This window comes from Microbacterium foliorum (genome assembly GCF_006385575.1).
Classification (GTDB): Bacteria; Actinomycetota; Actinomycetes; order Actinomycetales; family Microbacteriaceae; genus Microbacterium; species Microbacterium foliorum_B.
The window spans coordinates 1,044,127-1,056,024 of the sequence record NZ_CP041040.1; the positions used below are offsets into that span (position 1 = coordinate 1,044,127).

Below are 11,898 nucleotides of genomic sequence, written 5' to 3' on the forward strand. Positions count from 1 at the left end.
CCTCGGTATCCGATCAGCTTTACTGACCGGTCGTTAGGTAATTCTGACACGGAGGTTCGCTGCGCGCAAGACGCGGCGCTCAGCGGGAGCGCGAGACGAGATCGAGAAGGGCGCGACCGTAGGCCTCGGAGGGATCCGGATGCTCGAATCGCAGCGTCTCTCCGGCGATCTCGACCTCGACCACGAAGGCGTCGGGAAGGCGGGTCAGTGCGCGGAACGTGCCGCGCAGCATCTCGCGCAGCTGGTCTTCGCGCGGCAGCCAGACGGCATCCGCCAGGGTGACGGCGTCGAGCGCCCACTCGGTCGTGCCGTTGAAGGCGAGATCGGTGCCGCTCGGTGTCTGGCGCGCCTCGATCGTCATCTCGCTGACCGTGAAGACGTCGGCCTCGGCTTCGAGTTCGACATCGTTCGGGAGGTCGAGCTGAAAGCGATCTCCTTCGGCGGGATGCCACACGAGCCCGGCGTCGCGCAGGGATACGGCCAGCTCTCGGGTGATCATCTCTCCACGCTAGACGACGTCGTCGGATCGCGGCGCGGATCCCCCTGCGGATGACGATGCCCTCGGTGTCGGCGGCCTCGGGCCCGACGTCGGTGGCATGAGGCACAGTGGACACATGGCTTCCCCCTCCTCTGTCGACACCCGCTCCGCTGCGCTCTCGGCGCTGCGCGAGCTGGTCGGCCGCTCAGATGCCGATTTCCACGACGGTCAGTACGAGGCGATCGAGGCACTGGTCGAGGGGCGCCGTCGCGCGCTCGTCGTGCAGCGCACGGGGTGGGGAAAATCGGCGGTGTACTTCGTCGCGACGCTGCTGCTGCGGCGGCAGGGAGCGGGGCCGACCGTGCTCGTCTCGCCGCTGTTGGCTCTCATGCGCGACCAGATCGCCGCCGCCGAGCGCGCCGGCGTCCGAGCCGTGGCGATCAACTCCACGAACGCGCACGAATGGACGGAGGTGATGGAGCAGCTCGACCGAGACGAGGTCGACGTGCTGCTCGTCTCACCTGAGCGGCTCAACAACCCGGCTTTCCGCGAGCAGCAGCTGCCGGCGCTCGTCCGGCGGATCGGAATGCTGGTGGTCGACGAGGCGCACTGCATCAGCGACTGGGGGCACGACTTCCGACCCGACTACCGTCGGCTGCGCGACCTCATCGAGCAGATGCCGCCAGAGGTTCCGGTGCTCGCGACCACGGCGACCGCCAACAGCCGGGTCGTGGCCGACGTCGCCGAGCAGCTCGGCACGGGAGGCTCATCGGGTGACGGGGCCTCTGAGGTGCTCACGATCCGCGGGCCACTCGCCCGCACGTCGCTGCGGCTCGGAGTGCTGCGCCTGCCGAACTCGGCGAGCCGGCTCGCCTGGCTGCTCAGCCACATCGACGACCTGCCCGGTTCGGGCATCATCTACACGCTCACCGTCGCCGCTGCGGTCGACACCGCCCGGCTGCTGCGCGACCACGGCCACGACGTGCGTGCGTACACCGGGCAGACCGACACCGATGAGCGCACCGAGTCAGAGGGGATGCTGAAGCGCAACGAGGTCAAGGCCCTCGTCGCCACGAGCGCACTCGGTATGGGCTTCGACAAACCCGATCTCGGTTTCGTCCTCCATCTCGGCGCACCATCGTCACCTGTCGCGTACTACCAGCAGGTCGGCCGCGCCGGCCGCGCGAGCGAGAGCGCAGACGTGCTGCTGCTGCCGGGTGTCGAAGATCGCGATATCTGGCACTACTTCGCGACCGCATCGATGCCCGATCGCGAGCGCGCCGAGAGGGTGATCGCCGCACTCGGTGATCAGCCGATCTCGACGCCGGCGCTCGAGGCGATGGTCGACATCCGTCGTACGCCGCTCGAGCTGCTGCTCAAGGTGCTCGATGTCGACGGTGCGGTGCGGCGTGTGCAGGGCGGGTGGGTCGCCACGGGCGAGCCCTGGACCTACGACGCCGAGCGCTACGAGCGCATCGCGGGCGAGCGCCGAGCCGAGCAGCAGCACATGATCGACTACGAGCAGACCGACGGATGCCGCATGGAGTTCCTCCAGCGCTCGCTCGACGACGACACCGCAGCGCCCTGCGGCAGATGCGACAACTGCGCCGGCATCTGGTTCCCGAGCGAGATCGGCGAATCGGCGACGACTCAGGCTGCGGAGTCGCTCGACCGAGTCGGCGTCCCCGTCGAACCGCGCAAGGCGTGGCCGACCGGTGCCGACAAGCTCGACGTGCCCGTCAAGGGGCGCATTCCGGCGGGGGAGCAGGCAGGAGAAGGGCGCGCTCTCGCTCGACTGACCGATCTCGGCTGGGGTGGCACCCTGCGAGAGCTCTTCGCGGCGGGGGCGCCCGATGCCGCCGTGACTCCGCAGGTGCTCGGCGGCTGCGTGCGAGTGCTCGCCGACTGGGGGTGGACGGAGCGACCGGTCGCGGTGGTCGCGATGCCTTCACGGTCGCATCCGCTGCTCGTCGATTCGCTCGCCCGAGGGATCGCCGAGATCGGACGACTGCCGTATCTCGGCGCGCTCGATCCGGTTGGCGGCGGCCCGAGCGGTCAGCCCGGGGGCAACAGTGTCTTCCGTCTCGCGGGCCTATGGGATCGCTTCAGCGCTCAGCACCTCGACATGCCTGCGGGGCCCGTGCTCCTCGTCGACGATATGGCCGACAGTCGCTGGACTCTGACCGTCGCCGCGCGCACACTCCGTCAGGCGGGAGCCACCGACGTGCTGCCGTTCGTCCTCGCGCTGCGCGGCTGACGCCGGGCTCTGGCCCACGGTAGCCCGTCAGCTCGCGGACGAGGCTGACTTCCGAAGCAGCAACCGCTGTTCGGCGGCGGCAAGCTGCGGCACGTCGGAGCGGGCTGTTGTCATGACGACAGCATGCGTCGTATCGAAGTAGCGGTGAGCAAGATAGTCACGCATGCCTGCGATCTCGGCCCAGGGGATGCCCGGCTCTGCCTCTCTCGTTGCCTCGTCGAGATCCTTGACGGCTTCTCCGATCTCGATGAGCCGTGCACGAATCGCGTCGAACACGATCTCGTCATCCGTATCGATTCGTCTTGTGTAACGCGCGACTGCCTCGCAGGCGTTCGCGATGTCGCGCAACCGGTCTGTCGTTCGGCGGCTCACACGCGTCGGGTCACAGGGTGATCGCTTCGTGCTCGATCGCTTCTGCCACCGCCGGTTTGAGGCCGGCGGTGGGGACGAGATCCACGGGTCGACCCAGTATCTTCTCGGCCTCGCGTTGCATCCGCAGGAGATCGAACATTCCCACAGTCGGAGCGACGTCGACGGCCAGATCGATGTCGCTCGACTCGGACTCCTCACCGCGCGCGACGCTGCCGAAGAGACGGATGCGCTGCGCTCCGAGCGGCAGTAGTACGCGTCGGAGTTCGTATGAGAGGGCGATCACTCGATCGCGGGCGCGTTGGCTATCCGGGATTAGCGGCGTGACCTCGACAGCGAGGCCGGTGGCCGAGATCAGTCTGTCCACAGCCTCGAAGGATGGTTCGCGACGGCCGCTCTCATACTCGCTGATGACGCTCTGGGTGGTGTTCGCCAATCGGGCCAGGGCCGATTGCGTCAATCCGCTCTGGTGGCGGGCATAGCGGATCAGCTCTGCGGCTCGACTCATGGTGATACTCTATCGCGCATAAGCGATATCGCTAATATGCGATCGAGATCTTTCACCGCAGGTCGTAGACCCTCTTGTACTTGCCCTCGCTGCGCGGCAGCGTGCCAGGCTCCTCGACCTTGACGTCGACGCTGGTGCCGATGTGCACCTTGATGCGATGCGTCAGCACTGCAGCGGCGGCATCGCACTCCTCGACGCTCAGCGAGGGATGCCGCTCGATGCGCACGGTCATGGTGTCGAGCTGGGCGGCGCGGTGCAGCTCCAGCACGAAGTGCGGCGTCAGCGTCTCGATGCCCATCACGAGCTCCTCGATCTGGGTGGGGAAGAGATTCACGCCGCGCAGGATGATCATGTCGTCGTTGCGCCCGGTGATCTTCTCGATCCGCCGGAGGGCGGGATACGTCGTTCCCGGCAGCAGACGGGTGAGGTCCCGTGTGCGGTAGCGGATCACCGGAAAAGCCTCTTTGGTGAGCGAGGTGAAGACCAGTTCGCCCCGCTCGCCGTCCGGCAGTCGCTCGCCGGTGTCGCCATCGATGATCTCCGGGAGGAAGTGGTCTTCCCAGATGTGGGGGCCGTCTTTCGTGAGCACGCTCTCGCTGGCGACGCCCGGCCCCATGACCTCGCTGAGCCCGTATATGTCGACGGCGTCGATGTTCAGTCGCTGCTCGATCTCGCGGCGCATCTCGTTGGTCCACGGCTCGGCCCCGAGCACCGCCACCCGCAACGAGGTCCGCGTGGGGTCGATGCCTGCCGCCTCCATCGCATCGGCGATCGTGAGCAGGTAGCTCGGCGTGCAGAGGATGGCATCCGGCTCGAAATCGGCGATCAACTGCACCTGTCGTGCGGTCTGACCACCGGAGACCGGGATCACCGTGGCTCCGAGACGCTCGATGCCTGCGTGCGCGCCGAGCCCACCGGTGAAGAGTCCGTAGCCGTAGGCGTTGTGCACCTTCATGCCCGCGCGGATGCCCGCCGCGTGCAGCGACCTCGCGACGAGGTCGCCCCAGCGGTCGAGATCGCCCTCTGTGTAGCCGACGACGGTCGGTCGCCCCGTCGTGCCCGACGACGCATGGATGCGTCGCACCTCGGGCATGGGCACGGCGAACATGCCGAACGGATAGCTCTCGCGCAGGTCTGCCTTCGTGGTGAACGGCAGCCTCTGCACGTCGTCGAGAGTGCGGATGTCGTCGGGATGCACGCCGTGCTCATCGAACTTGCGACGGTACGTCGGCACGTTCTCGTAGGCGTGGCGCACTGTCCACTGCAGGCGCTGCAGCTGCAATCGAGCCAGCGCAGCGGGGGAGTGCAGCTCGATCTCGGTACCGATCTCGGTGCGTTCCTCGTTCATCGTCGACTCCTTCGTCGCGGTCATGGGCATGAGTCCGCTCACCCCTTCTGCGGCCGGTTCGTGGTGAGCGAGCGGCCGCGCACCTCGGCGACGACATCGCCCGACTCGTCGGTCACCGTCACGTCGTAGATGCCGTTGCGACCGCTGACGACGCGGCGAATCGCACGTGCCGTCAGCCGCTGCCCTGCGGTCGTGGACTTGAGGAAGGTGATGTCCGCGCCGCCCGCGACCGTGACTCGCTCGTCCTCGTTGCAGGCGATCGCGAAGGCCGTATCGGCGAGAGTGAACACCAGGCCACCGTGCGTGATCGCGAAGCCGTTCACCATGTCGTCACGCACCGTCATCGACACCACGGCCTCGCCGGGCTCATCGAGCTCGACGGTCATGCCGAGCATCGCCGACGCGGCATCGCGCTGCATCATGGCCCTCATGCGGCCACGACCTCGGGGGTGGGCTGCTTGTTGACCAGCGTGAGCACGTCATAGGTCGCGACGAGCTCCTCCGCCTGGTTGCGGATCACGGCATCCCAGCGCACCTCGCCGTACTCGTCGGTCTCGCGTGGGGTGATCTGCTTGGCGGTGAGCTCGACGCGGATCGTGTCACCGGGAGAGACCGGAGTGATGAACCGCAGGTTCTCGAGCCCGTAGTTCGCGAGCACCGGGCCGGGCTCGGGGTCGACGAAGAGGCCGGCCGCCCACGAGACGAGCAGGTATCCGTGCGCCACTCGTCCGGGGAAGAACGGGTTCGCCGCGGCAGCCGTCTCATCCATGTGCGCGTAGAACGTGTCGCCGGTGAAGTGCGCGAACGTCTCGATGTCGGTGAGCGTCACCTCGCGGGAGGCCGAGACGATCTGGTCGCCGATGCGCAGCTCGGCGAGCGACTTGCGGAACGGATGCCGGCCATCGGTGTGTGAGGCGGCTCCCGCGTGCCACACGCCGGTCAGCGCGGTGAGCATCTCAGGCGAACCCTGTACTGCCGTGCGCTGCATGTGGTGCAGCACCGCGCGGATGCCGCCCAGCTCCTCACCTCCGCCCGCTCGCCCGGGGCCGCCGTGCACGAGGTTGGGCAACGGTGAGCCGTGCCCGGTCGACGAGCGCGCATCGTCGCGGTCGAGCAACAGCATCCGGCCGTTGAAGGGCGCGATGCGTGTGGCCAGCTCCACAGCCTGCACCGGGTCGTGCGTGGCGATGCTGGTGACGAGCGATCCACCGCCTCGCGCGACGAGCGCTGCGGCGTCGGCGGTCGTGTCGTAGGTGAGCAACGACGAGACCGGACCGAATGCTTCGACCGAATGTGCCGCATCGGCCTGAGGGTCGTCGAAGCGCAGCAGCAGAGGTGAGACGAACGCTCCGTCGGGAGAGAGCCCCGCGCTGCCGTCGACGAGTCGCACCTCGGGGGCATCCGTCGTCCCGACGACGATCCGTCCGCCGGCTTCTCGCAGCCTGCCTACCTGCCGCAGCACCTCGTCACGCTGCGCGGTCGAGGCGAGCGGACCCATGGTCACTCCCTCGGCGCGGGGGTCGCCCAGTACGGTCTTCTCGGTGATGCGTGCCTGCACCGCAGCGACCACGGCATCCGCCGATCCGGTCGGCACGATGGCGCGGCGGATGGCCGTGCACTTCTGCCCGGCCTTGGTGGTCATCTCGGTGACGAGCTGGCGCACGTAGGCGTCGAACTCCGGTGTGCCCTCGACGGCGTCGGTGCCGAGCACGGAGGCGTTGATCGAGTCGGTCTCTGCCGTGAACCGCACGCCGCCGGTCTGAACGGCCGCGTGGGCCTTGAGGCTCTCCGCAGTGGAGGCGCTGCCGGTGAAACCGACGATGTCGCCGAGCCGCAGGTTCTCGAAGAGGTCGGGAACGCTGCCGCTCACCAGCTGCAGTGAGCCTGCGGGGAGCAGGCCCGACTCGACGAGGATGCGCACCATCGCCTCAGCCAGGTAGCCGGTGGGCGTCGCGGGCTTGACGAGTGTGGGCATGCCGGCGAGGAACGCCGGAGCGAACTTCTCGAGCGAGCCCCACACCGGGAAGTTGAACGCGTTGATCTGCACGGCCACGCCGGGCAGCGTCGTGTAGACGTGGCGGCCGAGGAACGACCCGTCCTTCGAGAGCGGCTCGACCGGGCCGTCGACGTGCACGCGGCTGTTGGGCAGCTCACGACGGCCCTTTCCCGAGTAGGAGAACAGCACCCCGATGCCGCCGTCGATGTCGACCCATGAGTCGTTCTTCGTCGCACCGGTGCGCGAGGACAGGGCGTACAGCTCGTCCTTGCGGTCGGTGAGGGCGAGAGCGAACTGCTTGAGCAGCACCGCGCGCTGGTGGAACGTGAGCGCGCCGAGGCTCTTCTGGCCCACAGAGCGAGCGTGCTCCAGCGCGCCGGCGAGATCGAGGCCGTCGGTGGAGACGACGGCGACCACATCGCCGGTGGACGCGTCGCGAACCTCCGCGGATCGCGTGGGAGACGAGGGTGTCCACCACTCGCCCTGGACGTAACTCGGCAGATAGTCGGTCATCTCTCCTCGTTCCATGCGTAGAAGCCTTCGCCGCTCTTGCGGCCGAGCTTTCCCTCGGCGACCATCCGTCGCAGCAGATCCGGCGGAGCGAACCGCTCGCCGAGCGTGCGTTCCAGCTCCTCCGCGATGCCGAGTCTGACGTCTAGCCCGACCACGTCGGTGGTGCGCAGCGGACCCATCGGATGCCGGTACCCGAGCGTCATCGCGGCGTCGATGTCCGCAGCCGATGCGACACCCTCCTCGAGCATCCTGATCGCCTCCAGGCCGAGCATCACCCCCAGCCGCGATGACGCGAACCCGGGGGAGTCGCTGACGACGATCGGCGTCTTGCCGAGGGCGTCGACCCATCCGCTCGCGCTCTCGACGACAGCCGCGTCGGTCGCTGCGCCTCGCACGATCTCGACGAGCGCCGAGGCGGGCACGGGATTGAAGAAATGAAGACCGAGGAATCGCTCGGGGCGGAGGCGACCCGCCGCCAGGTCGTCGATCGAGATCGACGAGGTGTTGCTCGCCAGAATCGCATGCTCGGGCATGGCTGCCTCGGCGCGGGCGAGGGCGTCGTCTTTGAGTGCACGGTCCTCGGGCACTGCTTCGATCGAGAGGTCGACCGTGGCGAAGGCGGCGATATCGGTGCCGGTTGCGATGCGGCGAGTGATCTCGACCTCGTTCAGGCCGGGGTCGCGTTCGACGGACCGGCGGATGCTCTCGCGGATCCGCTGCAGTGCGGCATCGGCGCTCGCCGCGTCGCGCTCGACGACCGTGACGCGGGAGCCTGCGAGCAGGAAGGCGTGCGCGATGCCGGCGCCCATTCGCCCTCCGCCGAGCACGCCGACGGTCGCGGGTGCGCGGTCCGGGCCTTTCGTCTCGCGCCGTTCGCTCGACGACACACGGCGGGGGTCGCTCATCGGTTCTTCCTCTCGAGGAACGCCGTCATACGGCGATGCTTCTCCGGCGACTCGAACAGTTCGGCCTGCAGCTCGAGCTCGATCGCGGGATGCTGCGCTCTCGGCGTGCGCAGGGCTCGCTTCGTGTGCTGCGTCGCGAGTGGGTCGTTCGTGGCGATCCGGTCGACGATCGCGTGCGCCGCCGGCAGCAGCTCGTCGGCGGGATGCACCGACGAGATCAGCCCCCACTGGAGAGCCTCGTCGGCGTCCAGGGCTCGCCCGGTGAGCAGCAGCTCGCTCGCGCGTGCGTCGCCGACGATCTCGGGCAGACGCCAGGTCGCGCCGGCCGCCGCGATGATGCCGAGTCCGGTCTCGGGGTTGCCGATGCGCAGTGACGGCGTGGCGATGCGGATGTCGGCGGCGTAGGCGAGCTCGGCTCCGCCCCCGAGCGCGAAGCCGTCGATCGCCGTGATCACCGGCATCGGCAGCTCGTTGAGGCGGATGAACGCCATCGCGTTGATGCCACGTCTGGCATCGTCTGCGGTGCGGTCGCGCAGCTGGGCGATGTCGGCACCCGCGGCGAAGACGCCCGACGAGCCGGTGAGGATCAGGGTGCGCGGGTTCTCTTCGAGCATCGCGCACAGCCTGTGCAGCGCGTCGATCATCTCCTGGTCGATCGCGTTGCGCTTCTCGGGGCGGTCGAGCGTGGCGATCACCCGGTCGTCCTGCTGCTCGATGCGCAGGGTCATGCGAGCCGCTCCACGATCATGGCTGTTCCCTGCCCGACGCCGACGCACATCGTGGCCAGGCCGTAGCGAGCGTCCTCTCGCTCGAGTCGGCCCAGCAGGGTCACGATCAGGCGGGACCCGCTCGAGCCGAGCGGATGCCCGAGGGCGATCGCTCCGCCGTCGGCGTTGACGATCGACGGATCGATCCCCAGCCGGCGGATGCAGGCGAGGGACTGCGAGGCGAAGGCCTCGTTGAGTTCGATCGCACCGAGGTCGCCGACCTGCAGGCCCGCCTTCGCGAGCACCTTCTGCGTCGCGGGCACCGGGCCGAGGCCCATGATCTCGGGAGCGAGTGCGGCCGTCGCTGATGCGACGATGCGCGCGCGCGGACGCAGCCCGTGCCGCTCGACGGCCTCGGCGCTCGCCACGACGATCGCGGAGGCTCCGTCGTTCAGCGAGCTGGAGTTGCCGGCCGTGACGACCTCGCCGCCGGCGACCACGGCGCGCAGCTTCGCGAGTGCGTCGAGGGTGGTGTCTCGCCGTGGTCCCTCGTCGGTGTCGACGATTCCGCGACCCGTCTCGACCCCGACGATCTCATCGGCGAACCGCCCCGCATCGATCGCGGCGACGGCCCGCTGATGGCTCTGCAGTGCGAAGGCGTCGGCATCCACGCGGCTGATCCCGTCGACGCGCGCGACCTCCTCCGCGGTCTCGGGCATCGAATAGGTGGCTTTGTCGCGTGCGGCCAGGCGGGGGTTCGTGAATCGCCAGCCGATCGAGGTGTCGAACGCCGCACCGGGCTTGGCCCACGCCCTCTCGGGCTTGGACTGCACCCAGGGCGCTCGGGTCATGGATTCGACGCCGCCGGCGACGATGAGGTCGGCGTCGCCCGCGCGCACAGCGTTCGCGGCGAGTGCGATGGCCGACATTCCCGAGGCGCAGAGGCGGTTGACGGTCAATCCGGGGATCGAGTCGGGGAGGCCCGCGAGCAGCACGGCCATGCGGGCCACGTTGCGGTTGTCCTCGCCGGCCTGGTTGGCCGCACCGAGGATGACCTCGTCGATCGCCTCAGCGGGGATCCTCGATCGGGTGACGGTCTCACCCACCACGAGGGCTGCCAGATCATCGGGGCGGATGCCGGCGAGTGCGCCTCCGTAGCGCCCGACGGGGGTGCGGACCCCGTCGACAAGATAGGCCTCGGACATCGTCATCCTCTCGACCGCCAACGCTGGCGATAATTTCAGACCGATCGGTCAGGAATACGATCTCAGATCCTCGGGCGGATGGCAACTCATCGGGACTGACAGACTTGGGCCATGGTGCAGCTCGGATTCGACGCGCCGGCCCCCAAGCGCGGCCGGCCAGGTTATGACCGCGAGCAGGTGCTCGCGGTCGCCGTCAAGGTGTTCAACGAGCAGGGCTATGACGCGACCAGCGTCGCCGACCTGAGCGCCACGCTGGGGCTCACCAAGTCGGCGCTCTACCACCACTTCGAGTCCAAGTCGGCGATCCTCGAGCTCGCGCTCGACGATGCCCTCGACGCTCTCGAGGCCGTCGTGGACGACGCGATGGCGCGGCATCCGCTCGCCTCCGATCGCCTGCGGTCGATCATCCGTGGAGCAGTGCGGGTGCTGACCGAGAAACTGCCCTCGGTCACGCTGCTGCTGCGTGTGCGCGGCAATGGCGATGTCGAGACCTCTGCGCTCGTGCGCCGGCGCGCGTTCGACCAGCGGGTGACGGCGATCGTCGCCGAGGCGCAGGCCGAGGGGCTGATCCGTGACGATGTCGACGCGGCGGTCGCGACCAGGCTCATCTTCGGCATGATCAACTCGGTCGTCGAGTGGTATCGCCCTGGCGGGTCCGTCGACCCCGATGAGCTGGGGGAGGACATCCTGCGGGTGAGCCTGGATGGACTGCAGTCGCGTTCGACCGACTAGTCGTCGGCGGGAGCCACCCGGGGTGGCCAGCTGGTCGCTCCGAGCTCCCGTGAGATGTTGCGTGCCGTCTCTCGGAGCGCGTTGAGCACGGCGTCGGAGGCGGGGGCCTGCGATGTCGGCATCACGACCGCGACGGCGGCGACGATGTCATTCGAGGCGTCGGCGACCGGTGCGGCGACGGACGATTCTCCGAGCACCGCCTCGTCGGTCTCCGGCGCGCTGCCGCGTTCGGCGATCGCGGGGAGCTCGAGCATCAGCCTGGCGACGTCGGTGATCGTGTCGCCGGTGAGGCTGGGCAGCGGCCGCTCGAAGACCGTGCGCTGAAAGCCGAGGTCGTACGCGAGCAGGACCTTTCCCATCGCCGAAGCGTGCGCGGGGATGGCGACGCCGGTCTCGAGCATCTGCTGGCTGTCGTCGGGCCGCAGATCGTGGTGGATCACGAGCACCTCGTGGAAGTGCGGAGCGCCGAGCCGCACGGGCAGGCTCGTCCGCCGAGCGAGCTCCTGTGTCCACCGCATCGCCCGAGCCCTGACGTCCAGCGTGTCGAGGTACACGTTGCTCAGCTTCAGCAGCGTGGGGCCGAGCATGTAGCGCTGTCCACCGCGTTCTTTCGCGACCAGCCCGTGCTCCCGAAGCGACTTGACGATGCCGTGCACGGTCGACGGCGGAAGGCTCAGCGCGAGGGAGAGGTCGGTGATGCCGAGGTGACGCGCGCCCTGCAGCAGTTCGAGCACTTTGGCTGCGCGATCGATGGCCTGGATCACGGTGCGTCCTCCCTCCCGGTTCGTCATCGAGCCGGGTAGTCATGTCGATTGTCCGAGTCGATCTTGACAACTCGACTGCGCCCGAGCATATTCGACATTGACGAATAACTTTCCAA

General features: G+C 68.5%; 12 protein-coding genes. 2 read left to right on the plus strand and 10 right to left on the minus strand.

What is annotated here, in order from left to right; genetic code table 11:
* Positions 1 to 79 precede the first annotated feature (79 nt).
* Positions 80 to 499: a pilus assembly protein CpaE gene (locus FIV50_RS05020; protein ID WP_140036478.1), complete on the minus strand. Its 420-nt coding sequence runs from the start codon at positions 497 to 499 to the stop codon at positions 80 to 82.
* Positions 500 to 614: 115 nt separating this feature from the next.
* Between FIV50_RS05020 and FIV50_RS05025 the strand changes: the two genes are divergently transcribed.
* Complete coding sequence (locus FIV50_RS05025) at positions 615 to 2,735, plus strand: RecQ family ATP-dependent DNA helicase (protein WP_140036479.1); 2,121 nt, start codon at positions 615 to 617, stop codon at positions 2,733 to 2,735.
* Between the two features lie 27 nt (positions 2,736 to 2,762).
* Here FIV50_RS05025 and FIV50_RS05030 read toward each other — a convergent pair whose 3' ends face one another.
* From FIV50_RS05030 to FIV50_RS05065, 8 genes are read right to left on the minus strand one after another with little or no spacing between them, the layout of a single operon-like run.
* On the minus strand, positions 2,763 to 3,083 hold the full coding sequence (locus FIV50_RS05030; RefSeq protein WP_258184423.1) for a HepT-like ribonuclease domain-containing protein: 321 nt from the start codon (positions 3,081 to 3,083) through the stop codon (positions 2,763 to 2,765).
* A gap of 34 nt (positions 3,084 to 3,117) precedes the next feature.
* The gene (locus tag FIV50_RS05035; RefSeq protein ID WP_140036481.1) at positions 3,118 to 3,612 is read right to left on the minus strand and encodes a nucleotidyltransferase domain-containing protein; all 495 of its coding nucleotides are present in this window, start codon (positions 3,610 to 3,612) and stop codon (positions 3,118 to 3,120) included.
* A gap of 52 nt (positions 3,613 to 3,664) precedes the next feature.
* The gene (gene paaK, locus FIV50_RS05040; RefSeq protein ID WP_140036482.1) at positions 3,665 to 4,960 is read right to left on the minus strand and encodes a phenylacetate--CoA ligase PaaK; all 1,296 of its coding nucleotides are present in this window, start codon (positions 4,958 to 4,960) and stop codon (positions 3,665 to 3,667) included.
* A 38-nt stretch (positions 4,961 to 4,998) separates the two neighbouring features.
* Complete coding sequence (gene paaI, locus FIV50_RS05045; protein WP_140036483.1) at positions 4,999 to 5,382, minus strand: hydroxyphenylacetyl-CoA thioesterase PaaI; 384 nt, start codon at positions 5,380 to 5,382, stop codon at positions 4,999 to 5,001.
* 5 nt (positions 5,383 to 5,387) lie between these two features.
* On the minus strand, positions 5,388 to 7,469 hold the full coding sequence (paaZ, locus tag FIV50_RS05050; RefSeq protein ID WP_140036484.1) for a phenylacetic acid degradation bifunctional protein PaaZ: 2,082 nt from the start codon (positions 7,467 to 7,469) through the stop codon (positions 5,388 to 5,390).
* Positions 7,466 to 8,374 carry a 3-hydroxyacyl-CoA dehydrogenase family protein gene (locus FIV50_RS05055; RefSeq protein ID WP_140036485.1) on the minus strand — a complete coding sequence of 303 codons (909 nt, stop codon included), beginning with the start codon at positions 8,372 to 8,374 and terminating at the stop codon, positions 7,466 to 7,468. The genes paaZ and FIV50_RS05055 overlap by 4 nt, the downstream gene beginning before the upstream one ends.
* Positions 8,371 to 9,102, minus strand: coding sequence for an enoyl-CoA hydratase/isomerase family protein (locus tag FIV50_RS05060; RefSeq protein WP_140036486.1), 732 nt, complete (start codon positions 9,100 to 9,102; stop codon positions 8,371 to 8,373). Before FIV50_RS05060 ends, FIV50_RS05055 begins: the two co-directional genes overlap by 4 nt.
* Positions 9,099 to 10,286: a thiolase family protein gene (locus FIV50_RS05065; RefSeq protein WP_140036487.1), complete on the minus strand. Its 1,188-nt coding sequence runs from the start codon at positions 10,284 to 10,286 to the stop codon at positions 9,099 to 9,101. The genes FIV50_RS05060 and FIV50_RS05065 overlap by 4 nt, the downstream gene beginning before the upstream one ends.
* Positions 10,287 to 10,397: 111 nt before the next feature.
* Between FIV50_RS05065 and FIV50_RS05070 the strand changes: the two genes are divergently transcribed.
* A complete protein-coding gene (locus FIV50_RS05070; protein WP_140036488.1) occupies positions 10,398 to 11,018 on the plus strand; it encodes a TetR/AcrR family transcriptional regulator in 621 nt (206 codons plus the stop codon).
* On the opposite strand, the gene FIV50_RS05075 is transcribed toward FIV50_RS05070, so the two are convergent.
* Positions 11,015 to 11,782, minus strand: coding sequence for an IclR family transcriptional regulator (locus tag FIV50_RS05075; RefSeq protein ID WP_140036489.1), 768 nt, complete (start codon positions 11,780 to 11,782; stop codon positions 11,015 to 11,017). The two genes, FIV50_RS05070 and FIV50_RS05075, sit on opposite strands and share 4 nt — an antisense overlap.
* Positions 11,783 to 11,898 lie beyond the last annotated feature (116 nt).